This is a genomic window from Arthrobacter sp. D2-10, assembly GCF_054161285.1.
This window is the reverse complement of record NZ_CP096431.1, coordinates 702,249-726,265: the sequence shown is the minus strand read 5'-3', so window position 1 is coordinate 726,265 and position 24,017 is coordinate 702,249. Positions and strand designations below refer to the sequence as shown.

General features: G+C 62.3%; 19 protein-coding genes. 12 read left to right on the top strand and 7 right to left on the bottom strand.

Annotation, left to right across the window (positions count from 1 at the left end):
- Nucleotides 1–29 precede the first annotated feature (29 nt).
- On the bottom strand, nt 30–947 hold the full coding sequence (locus M1D74_RS03480) for an EamA family transporter (RefSeq protein WP_458116495.1): 918 nt from the start codon (nt 945–947) through the stop codon (nt 30–32).
- Nucleotides 948–1,005: 58 nt separating this feature from the next.
- Here M1D74_RS03480 and M1D74_RS03475 point away from each other — a divergent pair, with 58 nt between their 5' ends.
- Nucleotides 1,006–1,494, top strand: a complete 489-nt coding sequence (locus M1D74_RS03475) for a MarR family winged helix-turn-helix transcriptional regulator (RefSeq protein ID WP_309072224.1) — start codon at nt 1,006–1,008, stop codon at nt 1,492–1,494.
- Here the strand turns inward: M1D74_RS03475 and M1D74_RS03470 are convergent.
- Nucleotides 1,491–2,018 carry a DUF488 domain-containing protein gene (locus M1D74_RS03470; protein WP_458116494.1) on the bottom strand — a complete coding sequence of 176 codons (528 nt, stop codon included), beginning with the start codon at nt 2,016–2,018 and terminating at the stop codon, nt 1,491–1,493. The two genes, M1D74_RS03475 and M1D74_RS03470, sit on opposite strands and share 4 nt — an antisense overlap.
- 38 nt (nt 2,019–2,056) lie before the next feature.
- On the opposite strand from M1D74_RS03470, the gene M1D74_RS03465 reads away from it, so the two are divergent.
- Nucleotides 2,057–5,305, top strand: coding sequence for a DEAD/DEAH box helicase (locus M1D74_RS03465; RefSeq protein WP_458116493.1), 3,249 nt, complete (start codon nt 2,057–2,059; stop codon nt 5,303–5,305).
- Nucleotides 5,306–5,550: 245 nt separating this feature from the next.
- The gene (locus tag M1D74_RS03460) at nt 5,551–7,014 is read left to right on the top strand and encodes a fibronectin type III domain-containing protein (RefSeq protein WP_458116492.1); all 1,464 of its coding nucleotides are present in this window, start codon (nt 5,551–5,553) and stop codon (nt 7,012–7,014) included.
- A 61-nt stretch (nt 7,015–7,075) separates the two neighbouring features.
- On the opposite strand, the gene M1D74_RS03455 is transcribed toward M1D74_RS03460, so the two are convergent.
- Nucleotides 7,076–7,681 carry a malonic semialdehyde reductase gene (locus tag M1D74_RS03455; protein ID WP_458116491.1) on the bottom strand — a complete coding sequence of 202 codons (606 nt, stop codon included), beginning with the start codon at nt 7,679–7,681 and terminating at the stop codon, nt 7,076–7,078.
- 184 nt (nt 7,682–7,865) lie between these two features.
- On the opposite strand from M1D74_RS03455, the gene M1D74_RS03450 reads away from it, so the two are divergent.
- Entirely contained in the window at nt 7,866–8,534 is a 669-nt protein-coding gene (locus tag M1D74_RS03450) for a ThuA domain-containing protein (protein ID WP_458116490.1), read from the top strand.
- A 4-nt stretch (nt 8,535–8,538) separates the two neighbouring features.
- Here the strand turns inward: M1D74_RS03450 and M1D74_RS03445 are convergent, their stop codons facing one another.
- Nucleotides 8,539–9,648 (bottom strand): substrate-binding domain-containing protein, encoded by a 1,110-nt coding sequence (locus tag M1D74_RS03445; RefSeq protein WP_458116489.1) that lies wholly within the window; start codon nt 9,646–9,648, stop codon nt 8,539–8,541.
- A gap of 296 nt (nt 9,649–9,944) precedes the next feature.
- Here M1D74_RS03445 and M1D74_RS03440 point away from each other — a divergent pair, with 296 nt between their 5' ends.
- The 8 genes from M1D74_RS03440 to M1D74_RS03405 all read left to right on the top strand — a co-directional run bounded on the left by M1D74_RS03440 (nt 9,945) and on the right by M1D74_RS03405 (nt 20,983).
- Entirely contained in the window at nt 9,945–12,881 is a 2,937-nt protein-coding gene (locus tag M1D74_RS03440; RefSeq protein ID WP_458116488.1) for a hypothetical protein, read from the top strand.
- 140 nt (nt 12,882–13,021) lie between these two features.
- Nucleotides 13,022–14,329 (top strand): ABC transporter substrate-binding protein, encoded by a 1,308-nt coding sequence (locus M1D74_RS03435; RefSeq protein WP_458116487.1) that lies wholly within the window; start codon nt 13,022–13,024, stop codon nt 14,327–14,329.
- Nucleotides 14,330–14,404: 75 nt separating this feature from the next.
- Nucleotides 14,405–15,331, top strand: coding sequence for a carbohydrate ABC transporter permease (locus M1D74_RS03430; RefSeq protein ID WP_458116486.1), 927 nt, complete (start codon nt 14,405–14,407; stop codon nt 15,329–15,331).
- Complete coding sequence (locus tag M1D74_RS03425) at nt 15,328–16,257, top strand: carbohydrate ABC transporter permease (protein WP_458116485.1); 930 nt, start codon at nt 15,328–15,330, stop codon at nt 16,255–16,257. The genes M1D74_RS03430 and M1D74_RS03425 overlap by 4 nt, the downstream gene beginning before the upstream one ends.
- 2 nt (nt 16,258–16,259) lie before the next feature.
- Complete coding sequence (locus tag M1D74_RS03420) at nt 16,260–17,270, top strand: hydroxyacid dehydrogenase (RefSeq protein ID WP_458116484.1); 1,011 nt, start codon at nt 16,260–16,262, stop codon at nt 17,268–17,270.
- Nucleotides 17,271–17,300: 30 nt separating this feature from the next.
- Nucleotides 17,301–19,097, top strand: coding sequence for a glycoside hydrolase family 35 protein (locus M1D74_RS03415; RefSeq protein WP_458116483.1), 1,797 nt, complete (start codon nt 17,301–17,303; stop codon nt 19,095–19,097).
- 10 nt (nt 19,098–19,107) lie between these two features.
- On the top strand, nt 19,108–20,160 hold the full coding sequence (locus tag M1D74_RS03410; RefSeq protein ID WP_458116482.1) for an ROK family protein: 1,053 nt from the start codon (nt 19,108–19,110) through the stop codon (nt 20,158–20,160).
- 52 nt (nt 20,161–20,212) lie between these two features.
- Complete coding sequence (locus M1D74_RS03405; RefSeq protein WP_458116481.1) at nt 20,213–20,983, top strand: D-hexose-6-phosphate mutarotase; 771 nt, start codon at nt 20,213–20,215, stop codon at nt 20,981–20,983.
- On the opposite strand, the gene M1D74_RS03400 is transcribed toward M1D74_RS03405, so the two are convergent.
- From M1D74_RS03400 to M1D74_RS03390, 3 genes are read right to left on the bottom strand one after another with little or no spacing between them, the layout of a single operon-like run.
- On the bottom strand, nt 20,954–22,393 hold the full coding sequence (locus M1D74_RS03400) for an ABC transporter ATP-binding protein (protein WP_458116480.1): 1,440 nt from the start codon (nt 22,391–22,393) through the stop codon (nt 20,954–20,956). The two genes, M1D74_RS03405 and M1D74_RS03400, sit on opposite strands and share 30 nt — an antisense overlap.
- Nucleotides 22,390–23,145 (bottom strand): energy-coupling factor transporter transmembrane component T, encoded by a 756-nt coding sequence (locus M1D74_RS03395; protein ID WP_458116479.1) that lies wholly within the window; start codon nt 23,143–23,145, stop codon nt 22,390–22,392. The genes M1D74_RS03400 and M1D74_RS03395 overlap by 4 nt, the downstream gene beginning before the upstream one ends.
- 3 nt (nt 23,146–23,148) lie before the next feature.
- On the bottom strand, nt 23,149–24,006 hold the full coding sequence (locus M1D74_RS03390) for an ECF transporter S component (protein ID WP_458116478.1): 858 nt from the start codon (nt 24,004–24,006) through the stop codon (nt 23,149–23,151).
- Nucleotides 24,007–24,017 lie beyond the last annotated feature (11 nt).

Below are 24,017 nucleotides of genomic sequence, written 5' to 3'. Positions count from 1 at the left end.
CCTGGTCAATCGGGGGCGGTCCTTCAAATCTATCGCAGTGCCGGCAACACCCGGGCCCCTGCCGATTGATCGACGCCGGCCGCCGAGGCATCCCGGGCACTGCTTGGGCGTCGCGAGCCCACCGCGACCACCAGGATCGATCCGATGACCAGCAGCCCACCCAGGCCCTGCAATGGTGAAAGCCGCTCCCCCATTACCAATCCACCCAAAAGCGTGGCGACCACTGGGCTCAGCAGCCCCAGAAAGGACGGCGCCGTAACCGGCAGTCGCTGGATGCCGCGGAACCACAGGGCGTAGGCAACGGCCGTACCCATAACCGCGAGATAGGCGTAGCCGGCGAGGTTCGCGGCGGACAGCACCGGCGGTAGACCTTCCATCGCCAGCATCACCGGAATCAGGACGATACCGCCCCCGAGCAGCTGCCATGCCGTCATGGTGAGCGGTTTCTCCGCCTGTCCCCACTTCTTGGCGAGCACAACCCCTGCAGCCATGGACCCTGCGCCACCGAGTGCTGCGAGCACGCCGACGAGGTCGAGCCGTGCCTGTGATTGGAGTACCAGGAGGGCGACACCGGCTGCGCCTGCAATGCCGGAGAGGATAACGGCCAGCGACAACCGCTCTTTGAGGATCCACGTTGCAAGACCTGCCACGATGAGCGGCTGCACCGCCCCCACCGTGGCGGCCACGCCGCCGGGCAACCGGTAGGCAGCGACGAAGAGCAGGGCGAAAAACACCCCGATATTGAGCCCTCCGAGTACCAGCGATTTCCACCACCAGGATCCGCGCGGCAGGCGCCGCACCACGAGCAGGAGCAGGAGCCCAGCGGGCACTGCCCTCAGGACTGCTGCGGTCAGGGGCAGGCCGGAGGGAAGGAGAGCAACCGTGACCAGATAGGTGCTCCCCCACACTGCGGGCGCCATTGCGGTGATCAGAAGGGTCCAGCTCATTTTGCTAAGCACTTAGCTAATATAGCTAAGTGCTTAGTGATCTGTCTAGAGTGGTCACATGAATGACCACGTCGATGAGATCGTGCAACAGTGGCGGACCGAAAGGCCGGATCTCGACGTATCGCCCATGCACGTCGTGGGGCGGCTATCGCGGGTCACCCAGCAGGTGGACCGCCGGCTTGAGGAGAACTTCGCGAGACACGGGCTCGATGCGGGGTCCTTCGACGTCCTTGCCACGCTCCGGCGGAACGGTGCCCCTTTCAGGCTGAGCCCGAAAGAGCTCGCGGCAAGCGCAATGATCACCTCGAGCGCCGTCGCGCAGCGCCTGAACCGGTTGGAGGAACGAGGGCTGATCAGCCGTGCAAAAAGCAGCGTGGACGGACGCGGAACGGAAGTGACACTGACCGCCAAGGGTCGGGAGACGGTCGACGCCACCCTCCCCGCACATCTGGCAACCGAGCACGAACTGCTTGCCGGTCTCACCGCGAACGAGCTCCACACGCTGGCGACGCTGCTCAAAAAGCTCGGAACAGGGGTCGGCGCCTAGTTCTGCACATCCCAGAACACGCGGGAGCCGAGGATTCGGGCGCCATCGGACGGTTCGTGCCGTGTCAAGCGGCCGTCGTGCATCAGATGGTGGACCTCGAATCCATGCAACAGGACCAGTACATCCGCGACGATACGCCGGTGACAGCGCCACCACACGCTTTCGCTGCACATCATCGCAGTGGGATTCTCAGCTGCAACCGCCCGCAACTCCGTCAGCGCTGCCTCGAACTCAGACGTGCGGGTGTAGGCAGCGTAGGCGCGAAACTGCGCTACGCGCCACCATGAATCCGTCTCCGGCTCGCCCGCAGCCTGGCGACGCCGTCCGCCCAGGTCCTCGAACCACCTGTAGTCGATCCCGCCTGACGGCAACCACGCCTCCAACGCTTCCTTGCGCGTATCGAGGTTCCGGCGGCTACCGGGGAAACGGCGGACATCCGCCAGTGCTTTCACCCCTGCGCCCTTGAGTAACGCGCTGAATTCGTCCCGGTTCGCTGTCCCATGTCCGACGGTCATCAGTCGCATGAATCCAGTCTGTCAGTAGCGCGTGAGAGCATGAATTCATGCCCGCAAGCCCTTTCCCCATGATCGATGTCACAGACATCATTCGCATGGTGGGAGGAGCCGCATTCCAGCGCGGCCAAGGGTATGCCAAGGACTCGCTCGTTCAGGGGCTCACTTTCGAACCCGATTCCAGGATCCTTCAGGCTCGGGTGATGGGAGGTTCTCCCGCGCCTTATCGCACGCAGCTGTATCTGGCGCTGAAGGGCGACGGCCGGTACCACCTGCGCGACAGTGTGTGCTCCTGCCCGGTGGGACTGGACTGCAAACATGTTGCAGCCGTCGCGCTTCGATCCAACATGGAAAATCTGCGCGCCAATCAAGAGCTGACGGCACCGCCGTCGTCATCCCGTCCCGCAGGCTGGCAGGAGTCCCTCTCGGGCCTGCTCTCCGCCCGCGAAGACGACGACGTCGCGTTGGCCGCGGTCCCGCCCGCCGCCATGGGTCTGCAGTTCGAACTCCGCCCCACCACCGGCCCCACCGGGAACCACCGGCGTGGCTACCGCGGTTACAAGCTAGGCGTGCGTCCCGTGATTCAGAATGCGAAGGGGAACTGGGTCAAGAACAATCTGGCGTGGGGCAACATCAGCTACCAGACGTACGGGCTGAAACTCGATCCTGATCAGCACCGCTGGTTCGCCCAGTTCCCGGCGCTGCATCGTGGTACCGGAGTCACGTACTTCGGCAACAACGACTCGTGGCTCTACCTTGATGATTTCAGCAACCCGCTGTTGTGGCAGCTGCTGCAGGAAGCACAGCGGTTGGGCATCGCCTTCGTTGGGACGAAGAAGAGCGTCACTGTGCAGCTTGCCTCCCAGGCGGTGCTGCTGCTGGACGCCACCACCGTCGACAACGCCATCCAGTTGTGCCCTGCCATCAACATCGACGGTGAGAATCACCCGCCGGATTCGGCGCACGTCATCGCCAACCACGGCGTCTACACCGCGTCCGAGGACGGCGTCATCACCTTGGCGCCGACCACGCGGAAACTCACCGACCATAACCGGGAGCTCCTCGAACGCACCCGACCCGTCCGCATTCCGGAGGCAGAGAAGCAGGAGTTTCTCGCCGGCTTCTATCCGCGGCTCATCCAGTCGATCGACGTAGTGAGCAGCGATGGCTCGGTCACCTTCCCGGAGATCATCCCGCCGGTGCTCGTGCTCACCGCCACCTTCGGCGAGGATGAGCTCGATCTCCGCTGGGACTGGGCGTACCAGACGGGTAGCACAGAGACCCGTAAGCCGCTGAAAGCCGGAAAAGAGGACGACGGCTACCGCGATGCCGGTGCAGAAACCACCGCACTGCAGGCGGCACGGGAAGCCCTTGGTGGGCGCATGGTGAAGGACCGCGTCTACACCGGCATGGAGATGGTGGATTTCACGGAAACTGTCCTTCCTCGCCTCGAGCGCCTTGATGCCGTCCGCGTGGACGTTGTAGGGAACAAGCCGACGTTCGAGGAACTGACCGAAACGCCGCAGCTCCTTATCACCACCGTGGATACCGAAGACCGGGACTGGTTCGATCTCGGCGTACTGGTCACCGTGCAGGGCCGGAAAATCCCGTTCGATCACATCTTCACAGCACTGGCCAAGGGTTCCAACCGGATCAAGCTGGTGGACAACAGCTACCTTTCCCTGAACCAGCCCATCTTCGATCAGCTCCGGGAGCTCATCGACGAAGCGCGGATGCTCAACGAGTGGGAAACGGGCCTGCGGATCAGCCGCTACCAGGCCGGGTTGTGGGCTGAGTTCGAGGATCTCGCGGAGGAGACCGAGCAGGCACAGGCATGGCGCGCGGCTGTCAACGGCCTGCTGGAACTGACTGAGGTGCAGCAGACCCCGCTTCCCGACGGGCTCCAGGCAACCCTGCGGCCGTACCAGGTGGACGGCTTCAACTGGTTGGCTTTCCTCTGGAACCATGGCCTCGGCGGTGTACTTGCCGATGACATGGGTCTCGGCAAGACCCTGCAGACTCTGGCCTTACTGACCCACGCCAAGGAGCACGGCGAGCAGCGCCCCTTCCTGGTGGTTGCACCGACTTCCGTCGTGCCCAACTGGATCGCGGAGGCGCAGCGCTTCGCCCCCGGCCTCGCCGTCCGCGGTATCGCGGACACGCAGGCAAAGAGCGGCACGCCGATCGCCGAGCAGGTGGAGGGCGCCGACGTCGTCATTACCTCCTACGCACTGTTTCGACTGGACAATGATGCCTACGGCAAGGAGGAATGGGCAGGTCTCATCCTGGATGAGGCGCAGTTCGTGAAGAATCACACGGCGAAGGTCCATCGATGTGCCAAAGACCTGGATGCACCGTTCAAGCTCGCAATCACTGGCACTCCCATGGAGAACAACCTGATGGAGCTGTGGGCGATGTTCAATATCACCGCTCCGGGGTTGTTCCCGTCGTCTCGTGCGTTCACTGAGGAGTACCGGACGCCCATCGAGAAACAGGGCAGCACCGAACGCCTGCAGCGGCTGCGACGCCGCATTCGTCCCCTGATGATGCGGCGGACCAAGGAAGCCGTGGCGTCGGACCTCCCGGCCAAGCAGGAGCAGGTCCTGGCGGTGGAACTGCATCCACGGCACCGAAAGATTTACCAGACACATCTGCAGCGGGAGCGTCAGAAGCTGCTCGGCCTGATCGAGGACCTCGACCGGAACCGGATGATCGTGTTCCGCTCGCTCACGCTGTTGAGGATGCTCAGCCTCGATGCATCACTGGTTGAGCCCGAGTATGAGGGCGTTCCGTCGGCGAAGCTGGACGTCCTGTTCGAGCAGTTGGAGGACGTTCTCGCAGAGGGCCACCGTGCCCTGGTGTTCAGCCAGTTCACGTCCTACCTCAAGCTCGCGGCCGCACGGCTGGAGCAGCAGGGCGTCGAGTTCGCATACCTCGACGGCTCCACCCGGAAGCGGGGCGAGGTCATTGATTCCTTCAAGAACGGTTCTGCGCCTGTGTTCCTGATCAGCCTCAAGGCCGGTGGATTCGGACTAAACCTGACCGAGGCTGACTACTGCTTCCTGCTTGATCCGTGGTGGAATCCGGCCAGCGAATCGCAGGCGGTTGACCGGACGCACCGGATCGGCCAGACGAAGAACGTGATGGTTTACCGGATGGTCTCCACTGACACAATCGAGGAGAAGGTGATGAAGCTGAAGGAGCAGAAGGCCAAGCTGTTCAGCTCAGTGATGGACGACGACGCCGTCTTCAGCTCAGCACTCACCGCGGATGACATCAAGGAGCTGCTGGCTGGTTGATCATCGTGCTTTCGCGCCCGCTGTCGACCCCCGGTTGAGGGGGCGTGAAGTTATCTTCAAACCTTCTGCGCGCATGGCCTATGCAACCCGAGAAGCAGTAGGGTACGTTTCATCTCACGGGCGCCCGTCAGCTCGATACAGTTGCGGTACGAATGGTCTCACTTATCAGGGATGCCTTTGCTGGATAGACGGAACAGGGACGGCTCCCTCCCTAGGGTCATCAGACGCCGAAGTGAGGAGTTGACGTGCTCAACCACAGGAAATGTTCGGCCGTAGCGGCCATTATGCTGGGCGCCCTGCTGCCCGGGATGATCATCACAACACCGGCAGCAGCTGCCGTCTCCGTCGACAGGGCGGAGATCGATGGTTCAAACTTGCGCATCGAGGGAACCGCTCTTGCCTCCCGCGACATCAGCGTGGATAACGTGGTGATGGGCCGCAGCGATGGCTCCGGCGAGTTCCGCATCGAGCGTGAAGGTTACACGGCGCCTGCGGATTGCACGGTGGACCTGCGGGACGGCTCAGCCACGGTGACCACCAGAACCCTGTCGGGATGCCCAGTGACGCAACCGCCGACCTCGGATATCACCGCTCCCAGCACACCCACCAACCTCACCGCAGCACTTTCGGGCACCACCGCGACCCTCACGTGGACGGCCAGCAGCGATAACGTAGGCGTGACCGGGTATCGCATCACCCGAAACGGAACTCTCCTGACGGGCACTACCACTGGCACGTCCTTCTCCGATACGGGCCTCGCGCAGGGAACCTACACCTATACGGTGGCGGCCGTGGACGCCGCAGGCAACACCTCAGGCGCGAGCAACAGCGCATCGGTAACGGTTCCTGCACCTACGTCGGACACCACTGCGCCGAGTACGCCCGCCAACTTGACGGCCACCCTCTCGGGCAGCACCGCAGACCTGGCCTGGCCTGCCAGCACGGACGATGTGGGAGTCACGGGGTACCAAGTGACACGCAACGGCGTCATGATCCTCACTGTGCTCAACACCTCGTATAACGAAACCAACCTCAACCCCGGAACCTACACCTACACAGTGGCTGCGGTGGACGGTGCAGGCAATGTATCAACGGCCAGCAACAGTGCAACGGTGACGGTGCCGGAACCACCGGCAACGGACACCACGGCTCCCTCGGTCCCCACCGACTTGGTCACGACCGTGGTTGCCTCCACGGTCAGCCTCAGTTGGGGAGCCAGCACAGACGACACCGGGGTGGCCGGCTACCGGGTCAGCCGGAATGGCGCTGTCGTGGGTACTTCGACTTCGGCTGGCTTCACTGACTCCGGCCTCGCAGCAGGCACCTACACCTACGCGGTGGTTGCTTTCGATGCCGCTGGGAACACGTCCGCCGCTTCCAACAGCGCTTCTGCCACCGTTGCAGACTCCGGGCAACTGGCTTTCCTCACCCCTTCGGAAATGCCTGATGCCACGGTCGGGCAGGCTTATTTGGGTTACATCGTGTGCAGCGATCCGGCGGGCCCGTCCGAGTTCAAGTTCAAGTTGGTCTCCGGCAGCGTTCCCAGCGGAACGCGCTTCGTCAAGAACACCCTTGAGAACAGGCCTGAAGCCAGGGTCACCGGCACTCCCACGAGCGCTGGAACATTCACCTTTACCGTAGAGGTCGAGGAAGAAAACACCGGCGCGACGGCACGCAGGACTTTCACCATCAGGGTGCTGCCGGCATAGCGCGAGCGAGCTGGGAAAACGCCGTTTCCCCAGCGCTCCTCGAGAAGAGCTTCGCTTCGGCTCAGACGGTGCGGACGACGTCGTCGTACGCGAACTTGGGCTTCGCGTCGCCCCATGCTTCGTCCCCCGGCTGACCGATATTCACCACAAGGAAGCTCTTCTGGTCTCCGGCCGGGAAGAAGGCCTCGTCGATTGCGCCGAAGTCTGCGCCGGTCATGGGTCCGGCAGCAAATCCAAGTGAACGAACGGCGAGGATGAAGTAACCGGCCTGAAGGTGCGCATTGTTATTGCCGGTGTCGGCTGCCAATGCGGGATTGGCCTCGTACATGGCCTTCGGAGCGTTGTAGCCGGGGAGGAAGCTGTCCCAGTGCCCGGCCCAATCCGTGTCATAACTGAGGATAGCCACAAGGGGTGCACCGGCAGTCTTGGCACGGTTGCCCGGCATCAGCGCGTCGACGAGCTTGGCTCGAGCATCAGCCGAGCGAACATAGGTTACGCGTAACGGCTGTGAGTTGAAGGCGGTAGGACCGAACTTGGTGAGCTCGTAGATGGCCTGGGCCTGCTCCTCGGTTACTTCTCCCGTGAAAGAGTTGGCCGTGCGGGCCTTGGTGAAAATGGCGTCGACCGCGGCCGGATCGATAATTGCTTCTTCGTATGCAATGGTCATATCGGCGTACCTCTCGCTTCATTCCCGTTCTGCCGGGAGTGCTGTGTGCTTCTTCAGTTGCAACTACAAGTACTTGTCAGGGCATCCCCATCGTGACGTGAGACTGGCCACACCCCCCGCCGCTTCCCGATAGGCTGTTTGTCATTTCCTGACGCACACACCTGCTCTCGACGGAAGCGATCCCATGACAACCGCATTGTTACTCAGCGGCACCGGCCGGTATTCCGACCCCTGGCACCCGTTCACCGAAACCTCCGACGCAGTCGCCGATTTTCTGCGTTCTTTAGAGATCTCCGTTGAACTGGCGGCAGATGTGGACGCAGCGCTTGAGTCGCTCCAGGACGAGGCAGCCTGGCCTGACCTGCTGGTGGTCAATGTGGGCCTCCCCCGGGACGGTGCTGCATCGCCTGGAACCGACGCGGCACAGGCGGGCCTGGAGGCATGGGTTTCCGGCGGACGGCCGCTGCTCGCTCTGCATTCCAGCTCGACCAGCTTCGTGGACTGCGATTCCTGGGAACAGGCCCTTGGAGGCCGGTGGGTTCGGGGCGTGTCCATGCATCCGGCGTACGGATCGGCACACATTCTCCTCGAGGGGTCCTTCCCCGTGGGTGTCCCCAATTTCACCGTCGACGACGAACGTTACTCCTGGCTGCGAACCTCGCCGGACGTCGTGGTTCATGCCCGCCACAAACACGAAAGCCACCTCCATCCGCTGATGTGGTCTCTGGAACGGAAGGTGGATTCGGGCACGGCAAGGACTTTCTATGACGCCCTCGGTCACGACGCCGCATCTTACAAGTCGCCCGAACGCCGGCAACTTCTCGAACGTGCAGTGAATTGGCTCCTTGCGTAAGGAGTCACTCTGGTGACGTCCGTTCGCCTCCGCTTCGGGGGCCGGATGTCGACTGTCGGACGTGCAAACGCGGGACCAGTTCCACGTGCTCAGTTGGTAATCTCTCGGCAGCGGGCCTTGCTTGGTTTCCGAACCCGCCCTCCTTGATACGCGTCAACACCCGCTGCACGGCGCGGTAGCCAACTGCATGCTTGGAAGGGGCGAGGGCGGTGAGCGGTATATCGGCAACACCGGCGATCACGTCGTCATACCCAATGAGCGACACATCTCCAGGGATTTCAATTCCCGCGTCTTCGAGCCACATGATGCAGCGCACAGCCAACTGGTCATTGTGCACAAACAGGGCTGTTGCGCCGTCCTTGACGGCGCGAAGGAGGTCTTCGGCGGCATCATCTGAACCGGGCGTGCCTTCACGGATAACGGCAACAGTCTTCAGCCCTGCTGCATCTGCGGCATCCTTGAAACCGGAAAGAACCTGCGGCGAGTTTGGTCCGGAGATGATGAGACAAGCCACCTGCCGGTGACCGAGCTCAGAGAGGTGGCGGACAGCCAAAGCCGCGCCGATCCGGTGAGAGGAACTGATCGAATCCAGCACGGCGGCTTCTCCGATCGCGCATACCGGCCGCTCGACCAGAACCACCGGCGGTTCGAGCGAGACGAGCCATTGCTGTTGCTCGCTGTCAAGTTGTCCGCTCTCGAAATCGGGAGTAGGAGCGATGATCAGACCGTCAATGCCTTTGGCGATGAGCCGCTGCACCTGATGGACCTCGATCGCGCGGTCATAGTCTGAAACTCCGAGCACCAGCTTTGCCCCGGCTGCTGCCGCGGCTGCCTTCGCACCGGTGATGATGCCGTCGTAGTAGTAGGTGCTGTGAGGCAGAACCAAGCCGATAGTGGCCCCTGAACTCGACGTCAGGGGCAGCGGCTCGCGTGTGGGCGCCACTGCCCCATGGGTACGCTGCACCAGCCCCTGAGCAGCAAGTTCCTCAACATCACGGCGCAGAGTTACCGCAGAGACATTCAGCCGTTCAGCCAACTGCTTGGCGCTCTGGGCGCCTTCATGCTCAACGATGTGCAGTATCGACTGACGGCGCTCGGTAACGCTCCGACCCATGCTCAGAACCTCAACTTCCGCGTTGAATGATCGATCAATTCGATCGTCTGGTCATAAGCGTAGCGCTCTTCACCCTTCGAGAACAGCACTAGAGGTGGGGGCATCGAACCAGATACGAGCGGTCGTGCCGCAGCGCACCCAAGCAAAAATGATCATTCGATCACTACGCATTGATCTGCGCATCCGGGCAGTTGTAATCTGCAGCAGTCCAATGTGACCGATCGCACATTACGCCCGCCGCCCCCTCTCCCGCATGCACAGAGCTGAGTCGGCACTCCAAGAGAGAAGAATCAATCATGAGATCCACCATGTCGAACTCGAGACGCATCGGGGCAGCTGCCACCCTTCTCGCGCTTACCCTCGCCTTTCTCGTTCCCCTCACATGGACACATAATGCTTCCGAAGCTACGCAGGAGCCTCCTGTAAACCTTGTCCTGAATGGGGGCTTCGAGGCATACGGGAATACGCTGCCGGATTCATGGGGACGCTGGGCCCCCGCCGGGACCGGCTCAGTAACCAAGGTGCCTGGGCACACGGGAGACAGCGCGGTCCGGATTACGACCGATACGCAGGCAAGCCGACTCGCGTTGGTGCAGGACATCAGCGTCCCTGCCGGTGGCGGCACCTACTCCATCGACTTTTCTACTTCCAGAACTGGCATCAGTGGAACAGGCAAGGCCGGCATCAGGGTCGACGTCGTGGACGGGTCCAGGGGGTCGACATTCTTCGGTAGCAACACTTCAACATCAGGATGGATTCACAGTTCCGGGTTGTTCGTCGTCCCCAGCGACGCAAGAAGGGTGCGACTCCACGTTTTCAATGACTCAGTCAAGGGCACGATGGACGTCGATGACATCGTCGTCTCGAAGTCTGATGCCACCAGCGCATTGAGGGCTGAGATCACCGCGGCTGGGGACATTGGTTTGACCTGGTCATCCTTGTCTTCAAACGCGACGGTCAGCAGCTATGACATCTACCGTGGTGCTGCCGGTTCTCCAGTCACACCCGAGCGGGAGAACCTGATCCGGTCCGTCCCGGCAAGCCTGCAACGCGTTACCGATCAGGAATGGGAACCTGCAACCAGCTACACCTACCTTGTTGTGGGACGCGACGCCTTAGGGGCGGAAGTGGCGAAAACCAACGAAGTTGCGATTCGTAGCGCCTCCGCTGATGACACCGCCACCAGCTATGTATCGGCCTCCGCTACGCCTGAGGGCGTGCACATCGGCTGGCGTGCAGCCAGTGACGCCGCATTGCCGCTGACGGCCGTGGCACATACGGAGCCCGTGACCAGCTCCACTGTTTCTGCCGCTCACACGATCGGAACTGATCTGGCCCGGTTCGGCGGGATCACGACGTCCGACCCCGCGGCTTACGTAGGAATCGTTGATGCGAGGGGCTCGGTCATTGCCTCCGCATCTCGCACGTCCGCAGCACACCCTCGGATCGGCCTCAATGATGAGATCCTTGGCAAAATCGACAGATTGATTGAAACACCGGGCACACCCCAGGACGCGTGGAAAACGATCAAGACCCGCGTTGACACCGGCCAGGCAGCCTTCGGGTCCTCCCCCGACCGCTATGCACGGGAAGCAGCCTTCGTCTATCAGGTCACCGGGGACCCGCAGTACGCGTCCCTGGCGTTTGACGCGTTCGTCACTGCAGCGAAATCCACACCGTTCACGGCCCAACAGGAACTCAACACCGCCAATCCGGTCTCTTCGCTCGCGGTCACGTACGACTGGGCTTACAACGGCTGGAATGAGGCGCAGCGCAGCTTCGCTGTTGATTACTTCGAACGGACCGCCGTGTTCTTCGAATTTGCCAGCCATCCCAACATCATCCTTCCCGACAAGGCGAGCAACTGGGTTGGAGTAGTGCGGGGTGCTGAACTCGCCCAGCACCTGGCGGTCCGCGGTGATGCCGACTATGGACTGCGGGAAGCTCGCATCGGCAATCTGATTGACGAGGTGCGCCAGCATCTGGACGCTGCCAACACGGAAGGTGGCTGGTTCCAGGAAGGCCTGGACTATCTTGACTACACAAACATGATCGCGCTGCCCGGCATTCTCGGCACCTTCGACGCAGGGATCGATGCCCTCGAACCGTCCTGGTCGCGGCCAGATACCGCGAACCTGCTCCTTCATACGGTTTCTCTTCGCCAGCCATCGAGCAAGCTGCAATGGGGCGTGGGAGGCGGAGCCGGAGCTGCGGCCTTCCCCCTCTACCTCGAACGGGCAAAATCCGGAGAACTTGGAAGCTTGATCGAACTCTTCGAACGGACCCAGGGACACCGCGCAACCAGCAAGTGGTACTCACCCGGATACATCACCCAGGCTTTCATTGACTGGCCTGAGTCCCTTTCCGAGGACGAACAGTACGAAGCAGATAAGGTCTACCCCGCCATTCTCGATGACGAAGCGGGCTCCTACTCGTTCCGGAACCGCTTGTTCAATGAGGACGACGTACTGCTCCAACTCAACAACCGCAACCATAATCACCTTGGCTGGTCCGGGTATGACGCGCTGGGTGTTTCGCTCATGAGCCACGATGTCACGTGGGCTGGTCAACCCGGGAAGTCCCAGTCCTCTGCAGCCCAGTACTCGCGTGTCCTCGTGGACAACAAGCCGACTCAGGCTGTCGGCCACGGTCAAACTCTCGCCTCCACACCGTATGCAGGCCAGGGCGGGGGGTATGTGTCACTCGACAGCAGCGGTAACTTCCAGGTTTCACACGCGGCCCGGGAAGTCGCCGTTGACATGACGGACCGGGGTGCCACCGAGACATTGATCGCGTTCCACGACAGCTTCAGCGACAGCATCACTCACGACTGGTCCTGGCAACTCGCACCGGAAGCCGGCGTGACGGTGGAATCCCACACGGTCGGTGACACCATCGAGTTCACGTTCAGGAAGGGTGACTCATGGTTGCGCGGCTGGCTGAACAATGCTGAGGGAGCTACGGCCACCCATTCGGATGGCTCCTTCCGGCTGACCCGCTCGGGCACCTCAGCCACATTCGACGTCGTGCTTGCGATGGGAAGCGGCGCCGAGATACCGACCGCGCGGGCAACGGGTTCGACCCTGTCCGTTCTTGGCACAACGTTCGACTTGAACGACTTGAGTGCCTATGAGCCCGGACGCGCGATTTATCAGGCTTGCCAGGCGAGCGCGAAGTCGGCGTCCGCACGCCCCGCTGTGGCATGCCGCACAGAGTCCGGCGCGCGTAACTGATCCATCCCGGTATGAATGTCCGGTCGCGTTTTCTTTCGTTTCTTTCGAATGAAGACCGTAACGCTCGTTTCTTCTTGACTGCTCACACACTTCTCGCTCATCATTGTGAGTGGGGCCACATCTACAAAGGAGTTAGAACAATGCGCACCAGTCGTCACTCTCGCATGCGGATCGCCGTCGTCGGCATGCTCACCGCCTCCCTTCTGGCGGGATGCGCTTCAGGCGAATCAAATACTTCCCCGGCCGAAGCCGAGGGACCAGTCGAAATCACCTTCTCATCCTGGCTCAAAGGTTCCGAGCAGGTCGTCGAGGCCTACAACGAGGCACAGGACGAAGTCGAAGTCACCTTCCAGTCGGTGGCCAGCGGAGCGGACAATTACCCGCAGCTGACCAACCAGGTCGCAGCGGGTAACGCGCCTGACGTTGTCACCGTCGAGTACCCCCGTGTCGCCGAAATGGCCAGCCAGGGAGTATTGAAGGACATCAGTGCTGAAGTCGGCGACCTTGTGGCGGACAGCTTCCCCGCTTCCATTCAGTCCCTGGTGAATTTCGGCGGATCGACCTGGTCCGTACCCCTGGATGCAGGCGTTCTGATGTTTTTCTACCGCGCCGATCTCTTTGAGCAGTACGGCATCGAGGTGCCAACCACGTGGGAGGAATACAAGGCGGCCGCCGAGGAGGTAGCAGCTGAGAACCCGGACGTCAGGATCGGCGCAAGCATCATCGGTGACCCGGCTCTTTATGCCGCTCACGCCTGGCAGAACGGCGCCCAGTGGGGAGCTCTGGATGGAGACTCCTGGGCGGTGAACATCGAGAGCGAAGAAACTCGCGCTGCCATGGAAGTACACCAGGAACTCGCGGACGAAAAGCTCGTGTGGACAGAAGATGCGCCTGTACTCCAGGAGAAGCAAGCCGCAGGTGAACTTCTCTCGGTAGTCAGCGGCTCGTGGTACGGAGCAGGTCTGCAGGACACGTTCGCTGATCAAACCGGTAAGTGGCAGGTGGCACCCCTGCCTGCTTACACATCGGAGCCCGCTACCGGCATGTATGGCGGCTCTACCTTCGGCATCTCGCAGAACAGCGAAAAGGTTGAGGCCGGAATGGAGTTCATCAAGTGGATGACCACAACGCCTGAGGGCATCGAAGCTCGCATCGGCGGAGGAAAGTCGACCGTCTTCCCTGTCAACGAGGAAGCACGCTCCGCAGCCGCCGAAGCCTTTGATCCTGAGTTCTTCGGCGGACAGGACTTCTACCAGGTAGCTGCCGACGGTCTCGAATCCATCCCGGAAGGATGGGTATGGACCCCGGCCACTGCAACCACCTTCGCCACCTTGGGCGACCTGAGTGGTCAGGTCAAGGCCGGCACGCAGAAGCTCCCTGAGATCTTCGCACCGGCGCAGCAAGCGACAGTGGAAGACCTGAAGAACCGCGGGATCTCCGTAAAGTAACCACCCGTCCTGCCGCGGATGCGAATCCGCGGCAGGATAGGCACTCTTTCCAGTGCCAGCTCGAAGGGAAATACCATGACAGGCGCCAGCATTCCAGGCCGCACCTCTGTCTCACGCCGCCCGATCCGTCGGTCTACGCGGACCGCCATTCTGTTCCTAGCACCCTTTTTCCTGCTCTTCTTCGGTTTCACGATCACGCCGATCGTCTACTCGGGCTTTCTCAGCCTCTTCACGGAGAAGTCGAGCGGCCTCGGGCTGGGGGGAGCAGTCAAATCTTTCGCCGGTATGTCGAACTATGCTCGCGCCTTTCAGGATCAGGCTTTCCTGGCCGGGTTCGGCAATATTGCCCTCTACTGCCTGATTTACATCCCACTGATGATCGGGATCGCGCTGGTCGTAGCCTTGCTGCTTGACTCGGCATCGGCGCGCGGTAAATCGTTCTTCCGGCTGGCGTTTTACATGCCCACCATCGTCCCGGGCCTGATCGCGGCGATCATCTGGGTGTACCTTTACACCCCCGGAGTAAGCCCCCTGGTCGATGTCTTCCAGTCGACGGGCGCCGAGTGGGACATGGGAAGCCGCCTGGCAGCCCTGCTTTCGCTGTCCAACATCAGCATCTGGCTGCATACCGGATACAACGTCATTCTGTTCTACGCCGCCCTGCAGGCCGTACCGGCAGAAGTCCTCGAGGCGGCGAAGGTCGATGGTGCCGGTCCGATCAGGACGGCTTTCGCCATCAAGGCCCGGATGATCATCGGCGCCGTCAGCGTGGCGACTCTTTTCACCCTGGTAGGCGCGCTGCAGCTCTTCGCCGAGGTACTCCCGCTGAGGGCGCGCGCGACTGCAATCGACAGCACGTGGACACCCAACATGTTCATCTACCAGACGGCGTTTGAACAGCACGACTTCGGCTACGCAGCGGCCACGGCACTCCTCTTCGCCGTGTTCATCGGCACCCTCTCGTGGGTAGTCACCAAGATCGGATCAAAGGCAAGCTCATGACGAACACCGCACTCGCCGCGACTGTCAACGAGTCATCGGCCCCGCTCACTGTAGGGCAACGGCTTCGACGCCGTTCCAGCAGGCCCAAGGGTTCACCCTGGTTCTCGAAACTGGCAGTGAACATCTTCCTCATCGGGTTCGGCCTTTACACCCTGTTGCCACTGACCTGGTTGCTCATCGCAGCGACCAAGAGCACGTCGGACCTGTATGGAACGCCCGGCTTCTCCTTCGCCGAGTTCAACCTCTTCCAGAACCTCGGCGAGTTGTTCGCCTGGGGCGACGGCGCGTTTGTCCGGTGGATGCTGAACACGGCCGCCTACGCCGGGCTGGGTGCTTGTTGCTCAGTGACCGTATCGTTCCTCGCGGGTTATGCGTTCGACAAGTTCGAATTCCCCGGCAAGGAGCGGTGGTTCGGGTTCGTCCTGGTGGGTGTACTGGTTCCGGCTGCCGTCACCACTATGCCGTTGTATCTCCTCGCCTCCAACATCGGCTTGGTCAACACCTTCTGGGGCGTCTTCCTCCCTCAAATCGCGAGCCCGTTCGGCGTCTATCTGGCCCGTATCTTCAGTGCCAGCTATGTCCCGTCGGAGTTGATTGAAGCCGCCCGCCTGGACGGGGCGGGTGAGGTTCGGATCTTCCTCACCGTCGTCGCACCGCTGATGGTGCCCGGCATCGTCACCTTACTCCTGATGTCATTCAGCGCTATCTGGAACAACTTCTTCCTCCCGCTTGTGATGCTGAGCGACTCAGACCTCTACCCAGTTGCCCTTGGCCTCTACTCCTGGAACGGCAGGACCCTGGCCGACCCTGAGTACGCCCAACTCGTTGTCATTGGATCACTCGTCGCCATCCTTCCCGTCATCGCCCTCTTCATCTCCCTGCAGAGGTTCTGGAAAGCCGGCATCGGATCAGGAGCATTGAAATAGAAATGAACCAGCCCGTGTCCCAGTCACCCCGCCCTCAAGCCGTCCTTGCCATGGACGAAGGGCTACCGGAAAGGCTGTTCACGCCCGCGGCGCTCCGGGATCTCAGGAACCTCGTGGATCTGCAACCGGACCTGCTCACCAACGCGAACGCGGCAGAATATCCGCTCCGTGACGTTGAGTTGGTCATCGGTGGTTGGGGTTGCCCTGTCCTCAACGAAAGGCTTCTCGACCGGATGCCTGACCTGAAAGCCATGATCTACACCGCAGGCTCCGTGAAGGAATTCGCCACGGACGCGCTTTTCGACCGCGGGATTACCGTTACTTCGGGCGCAGACACCAATGCGCTTCCGGTGGCCGAATACACGTTGGCGATGATTCTTCTGTCCGGTAAGCGCGTGCTGGAACTAGCCAGGGGTTACAGACGCAGCCGGGAGTACCGCCCGTTCACCGTAGAACCGCAGCGCTGGGGAAACCACGGGCTCAAAGTCGGCATCGTCGGTGCCTCACGTATCGGCCGGAGGGTTATCGATCTGCTCGCACCCTTTGACGTCGAGGTTGTCTTCTATGATCCGTTCGTTCCGGAAAACCTCAACGGCGCACGCTCCGTCAGCCTGTATGAGCTTCTGAAGACCAGCGACATCGTCAGTCTTCACGCGCCCGAGGTCCCTGAAACATTCCACATGATCGACGAACTGACCCTGTCACTGATGCAGGACGGTGCAACCCTGATCAACACAGCCCGCGGAAGCCTGGTGGACACAGCCGCGCTGACAGCCGAGCTCAGGTCCGGGCGCCTTCATGCCGTCATCGACGTCACGGATCCAGACCCGCTCCCGGAGGATTCTCCCCTCTTTGACGCGCCGAACCTTGTGCTTACCCCGCACATTGCGGGGTCCCAAGGCAATGAGCTGCACCGACTCGGGGAAGCTGCCCTGGCCGAAGTTTCGCGATTCGTCACAGGCATCCCACTCCTGAACCAAGTCAAAGCAGAAATCCTTTCCCGCACCGCCTGACAGCCATCAGGCTCAGTCTGAAGGAAACCCGTGTCCCATCCCATCCTGAGCTACCGGAACTCCCAACTGCTCCGGTCCGGCGAGCCCCACCGGATCCTCGCTGGCGCTATTCACTATTTCCGGGTGCATCCCCACCAGTGGCGTGACCGCCTCCTCAAGCTGCAGGCAATGGGCGCCAACACTGTGGACACCTATGTGGCGTGGAATTTCCATCAGCCCAAGAAGGACCAGGAAGCAGACTTCACCGGTTGGCGGGACCTGGGCGCCTTCATAGACCTCGCCGGGGATATCGGCCTTGACGTCATCATCCGTCCGGGACCCTTCATCTGCGCTGAGTGGGACAACGGAGGGTTGCCCGCCTGGTTGACAGGAATCCCCGGTATTGGTCTGCGTTGCATGGATGAAATCTTCACAGGCGCGGTTGAACTCTGGTTTGATCAGCTCCTGCCGGTCATTGTGCCGCGGCAGGCTTCCCACGATGGTCCCGTCGTCGCTGTCCAGATTGAGAACGAGTACGGCAGCTATGGTGACGATCGGAAGTACCTGCAGTGGAACAAACTGGCCCTCGAGCAGAGGGGCATCTCGGAGTTGATGTTCACAGCCGACGGCGGAACGGACTACTTTCTGGACGGCGGAGCGCTGGAAGGCACGTGGGCTGCGGCTACCCTCGGCAGCCGCGGAGACGAAGCAGTGGAAACTTGGCGGCGGCGCCGACCGGGCGAGCCATTCTTCAATGTGGAGTTCTGGGGAGGCTGGTTCGACCACTGGGGCGAGGAAACCCACCATGTCCGCGACGTCACGGAAACCTGCGTCGAGGTGCGGAAGATCCTGGATCTGGAAGGCTCCATCTGTCTCTATATGGCCCACGGCGGAACCAACTTCGGGCTCTTTTCCGGCGCCAATCATGACGGCTCGAAACTGCAGCCGACCACCACCAGTTACGACTCGGACGCCCCTATCGCCGAGAACGGTGCCCTGACCGAGAAATACCACGCCCTACGCGCTGAGTTCTTCCGAGCCCAAGGCATAATAGACCCGCCGCCGTTGCCTGCACATTTGACGGAACCCCCACCGGTGCTTCCTGCGCAGTCGCTACGGGTAGAGGCTGGCCGGCCGCTGCTTCCACTCCTCCGCTCGGCGTCCCGTCCCGTTGAGAACGTTCGGCCCCTGTCGTTCGAACGGCTCGGACTCGACGCCGGGATGGTCCTCTACTCGGCTCACCCGACCCTTCCGGGCAGGCCCGACGAATCGGTGGAAACTCCCCTGCGCATCCTGGGGTTGGCAGACCGCGCCTACATCTGGGTTGACGGTGCTTTCTCCGGAACCCTCGATGACCACAATGCCGCTGAAGGACTGATGGTCACCGGGAATGGCTCACCGGTGCACCTGGAGATCCTCGTGGAGAATCGAGGCCGTATCAACTACGGCCCGCTGATCGGCCAAGGAAAAGGAATCCTCGATGGTGTCCTGATCAATCAGCGCCGCACGTTCAACTGGTCCCACACGGTGATCCCCCTCGCCGATTGGAAAGCATCCGAGTTGCGAGACCTTGCATCGACAACCTTCCAGGTCGATGTTCCGGCAGACACCTTCCTGGCGCTGCCGGGCTTCGGTGCAGGGTTCGTGTGGGTCAACGGCTTCCTTCTGGGTCGCTACCAGGAAGAGGGACCCCAGAAGACCCTCTACATACCCGCACCCCTCCTGCACGCAGGCACCAACCACCTCCATGTGCTGGAGCTCCTCCGATCCGGCACCCGGTGTCAACTGCTCACGCAGCCTGATCTGGGGGTACCAAGCGTGGGGAAAATCCTCGCAGCGGAACTGTAGGAAGGGCTCCGTGCGCACAGCAACAATGACGCAGTCCGGCCATATTCCGCGCCGACAGGATGTGGTTCTCGCCCTGGATATCGGTGGAACGACGCTGAAAGGCGCCGTGGTGGATGCACGAGGCCGCACGCTGATCACCGAGACAGTTCCAACGGGCATCGCCGGAGCCGGCATCACCCGCCGGGTGCAGGCAATTCTCAACGCGCTGCTGATCGAGTCCCTCCGACACGGGCTTCATCCCATCGGGATTGGAGTGGCGACTCCCGGAGTGGTGAATTCTTCTTCCGGGACTGTGGAATACGCCTCCTCGTTAGGGTGGACCAACGTGCCCATCGTGCACGTGCTGTCCACTGCGCTCGGTCTCCCCGTCCACGTCAGCCATGACGTCCGGGCCGCAGGAGTGGCGGAAGCGAATCTTCTGCCAGCAGGATCGAGCCTGAATTCTGTCTTCATTGCGATCGGCACAGGAGTCGGAGCTGCGCTCATCACGGACGGCGCAGTGTTGACCGGAGCCTCCTACTCGGGCGGCGAGCTTGGGCATATCCCGGTCATCGCCGACGGTGAGAAGTGCACCTGCGGACAACACGGCTGCCTGGAAGTGTATTTCTCGGGCGCCGGCCTGGTCCGCCGGTATCGCAGCAATGGAGGTGACCCAGCGAGAACCGCCGCTGACATCGCCGCCGGTCGAGCGGGCGACGCCGGCTCACGAGTTTGGGACGAAGGCCTCCGAGCGCTTGCCCTGTCACTGACCACCGTCAGCCTGCTGCTCGATCCGGAAACAATCCTCATCGGAGGCGGACTCTCCGAAGCGGGCGATCGCCTTCTGGTGCCGCTCGAACAACGCGTGTCGTCAATGCTGTCCTGGCGCCGCCCGCCTGCCCTGCGCCGATCACTTCTCGGGCCTCGAGCTGGACAAATCGGCGCAGCGATCCTCGGTTTTCAGGCGGCCGGTGTGCAGGACCCACAGTCAGGATGGACCACCGACGACCTGACCGCCAACGCGCCGTTGACCCTTGGACCCGGTGCCCGTCAGGAACTATCCCTCGCCCTTCTCAATGGATGAGGGGGGAGGGTCTCCTTCTTTCAAAACGTACGGGCCCGCAGGCACTGCAGAGGTGTTCTTCCGTGGAGCCCAGATCGTCGAGTGGACGCCGAAGGGACAGGCTCCCGTCCTCTGGCGCGGCTCGCGCCTTCCACTTCCCGATACAGGTCCGGTCCGCGGCGGTATTCCTATCTGCCTGCCCTGGTTTGGAGGAACAGCTGCGCCCCGTCACGGCTTTGGACGCCTGGTGCCCTGGCAACTGACCCGCGTCGAGCATGCCCCGGACAGAATCGCCCTTACGTTCCAGCTGGTCTACCGGCCAACGGTGGCGAACATGTCGTGGCCACACTCCTTCGTGGCTCGCTTCCAAGCGACATTCGGTGAAACGCTTGCCATGACGCTTCAAGTGACCCATCTAGGTGATGCACCCGCCCAGTACGAACCGGCGCTCCATCCCTATATCCGAGTTGGCGACGTCACCCGCATCCGGATCTCGGGCCTTGAAGGTGCCGCGTTCACAGATGCAACTGAAACTGCTCAGGGAACACCGGAGCTGGCCTTCGACCAGCGGGGAATTGACCGGATCTATCAGTGTTCGACGCCGGTCACAGTCCATGACGATGCCAATCACAGGGACATCGTCATCGAGAGTCCTAGTGCAGGAAGCAGGATCATCTGGAATCCGGGATCTGCAGGTTCCCGTGCTGTACCGGACTTGGGGGAGCATGACTGGCAATCATTCCTGTGCATTGAGCCGGGCAACATCCGTGAGAATGCGATCACCCTGATCCCGGGGGAACAGCACTCATTCACGTCAACGATCAGGGTTGTTCCCCGAACCTGAACCAAGCGTGATCATGCGATGACAAACTGCGCGAGCGAAGGCCTCGTCATGGGTTGCCATCAGGAGGGTGCCTCCGTTGCAGGTGTGACGTCGGATGAGCCGGGCCAGGACCTCGAGCCCGCGTACATCCAACCCCACCGTCGGTTCATCGAGCACCCAGATGTCCGGTGCCGCAACGATCAGCGACGCCAACGCAAGAAGCCGCCGGTCCCGGAAACACAGATCGTGCGGATGCGCGTCCGATTGGTTCCACAGTCCGACGTCGTCGAGTGCTTCCATCGCGGCCTGTCTGCACTCCTTCGCTGGCTTGCCGGCTGCACGCGCACCGTAGGACACCTCCCGCAGCACCGTGCGCTCGAACAGCTGTTGGTCGGTGTCCTGGAAAAGGTAACCGACGCTGGCAGCGAGGGCTCCGGTTGTCCGACCGCGTATGTCTTCTCCCTGCACGCGGACTGTGCCGGCGGAGGGCCTCAATAACCCATTCAGGTGCTGGAGCAGCGTGGACTTCCCCGATCCGTTGGGGCCAAGCACCGCGACCGCCTCGCCACGGCGAACCGCGAGGTTCTCTCTCGAGAGAACCGTTTCCCCGCCATAGCTGAAAGAGAGGTCGCGGAGCTGGACGGCCGGCGTCCCGCCGATTCCGGAAAGCTCGCCCACGGGCTTCAGACGTGACGCCAAGGCTTCGACGTTATTCGCGTGCTCCCCCTCAGTGTCAGAACCTTCAGCCAGGACAGTCCCGCCCGCCAGCACCATGACCCGGACCCCGGAAGCCACCTCACGCGGGCACGTCGGCTCGAACTGCAGGACAGTTGTTCCGCTCTGCGTCAACTCCTCCAGCAGCCGCTCAAGGCTCTGCCACCCAGCTGCGTCGAGCCCCTTGAACGGCTCGTCAAGCACCAGAAGCCCCGGTTCGCCTACGACGGCGGCCGCAATACACACCCGCTGCAGCTCACCTCCCGACAGCCGCCGTGGATCCCGATCGAGCAGGCCCGTCAATCCGAGGCGCTCCGCCGTCAAGGCCACGAGCAGGTGCATCTGCTCCGCCGGCACACCCCGGTTGGCAAGCCCGAAGGCAATTTCCTCGGCCACCGTCGAGCAGACCATGGACAGCTGGGCGTGTGCCCGCTGCCCCACGAACCCGACGTGGGAAGCCCACGCCGCAGGATCTACCCGGGGGTCCGCGTCCGAACCCTCAAACACCAGGCGTTCGCCGGCCAGCGTCAGGGAGCCGACGAAGCGTTGCCCCTGGCCGGCATCGAACTGCCCCGCGACCAGCCGCGCGAGCGAGCTCTTCCCGGAACCGGACGCACCTACAACCAGCACCCTCTCCCCCGCTGCAAGGGTGAGAGAAATGTCAGCGAGCCCAGCGCCGTCGTCGTACGTGAAGGTGCGCACCTCAACGGAAATCACGCAGGCCTCCCCACGTACCACCACAGGGTGAAGATGACGACGGCGCCCAGCAGCACCCAGCGCACGGTGCGTTGGGCGGCAGTGTCGGTATCCGCGCGGTAACTGGTGCGTCGCCCGGTCCCAGCGAAGCCGCGCGCTTCCAGGGCGCGCGACCGGTCGGCGGCATCCATCAACAGTCCGGCGATGAGCGGCCGCCCCACCATCACCAGGGCTTGAAACTTGGAGACCGGGTTGCGCGTTACCACAAGCCCGCGCGCTTGTTGAGCCCTGGTGATGTGGGATGCGCGCTCCGACACCAGCGGAGCAAGTCCGAGGGCGGCGCCGAGCACGAACACGAGCTTCCGGTTCCATCCGCGATGGGTCAGGGTGCTCAGCAACTCGGAGACATCCAGCGATAACGCTGCGGTGAGGAGCAGCCCAGCGAAGGCGGCCACACGAAGACCCATCGACAGGGCGTACTGCAGACCCTCCATGGTGACCTCAGCAGGGCCTAGAGACAGCAGCACTGTCTCCCCCTCGGGATACACAAGCCCGTGGAGGAGCAAAAGAAAGAGCAGCATCGGCCCCACCACCACTCCGAACGCGACGATAATCCGCCCTGCCCGCCCGGACGTCGCCGCAACGGGCACAACCACCAGGAGAAGAACTGCGAGTGAAAAACGCCAGTCATCGACCACCAGAACCAGAACAACCAGCAGTCCCGCGATGGTCAGTTCGGTGAGGGGGTTCCAGATTCGGCGGCGACACCGCACCTGCTAATCCCTTCCAGCAGGGCTCTCGTCCGGAACGCCGGCCAGGTCGGGCGAGGCGATGGGCGTAGGCCGGCCGAGCAGCACCCGGTGGCGGCGCACAAAGCCGAAAGCATCCCGGGTCCGGCGGGGCAACGCGTACACAACCAGCGCCACCACCGTGAAGATGATGAGTTTGTCGATCGTGTCGGAGGTCAACCCCTGCTTGGTCGCCGCGACCAGCAGCGTGTCCCCCATGGCGCGGAACGCCGCGACAATGGCGTTGGTACCCATGGTCCCGGCTGCACCGAACATGAACGCGGCAACAGGAGCAGCAAGCAACCCGCCGACGACGCCGGTCAGCAACCCTGCGACCGGCACCAGGTAGATGCGGCGAAACATGCCCCAGCGGGCGGCCAGGCCTGCCAGCACGCCGATTGCAGCGGAACCTGCGGCGAACGGCAGTGCGAAGGGATTGAACAGACCCCAGATCGCATTGCTCAGCACACCTGTTGCGGCGCCCGCAGCGGGGCCGGCGAGTACCGCGACCAGAACAGTGCCGAGGGCGTCGAGGTAGATCGGTAGTCCGAGACTGCCTGCGAGCTGCCCGAACGAGATATTGAGGGCGATTCCGAGCGGCATCAGCACAACGGCCTGCGTGCTCAGCCCGGGCAGGATCCCGGCCACCAGCAGCGCACCGCCGCCAAGGAAGCCTAGGAGAGTGATCAGCCCGGCAGGCGAGCCCGCTCCCCCGGCAATTTCAGCGGGCTGGACCAGAACCAGGTAGAGGTAGGTGGCCGCGACGAGGACGGCACCGATCGTCAGGAGCATCCAGCGCGACGACGGCGCCGCGGACTGGGAGGAAAGCGTCAGGGAAGAGTTCATGGCGGTCCTTA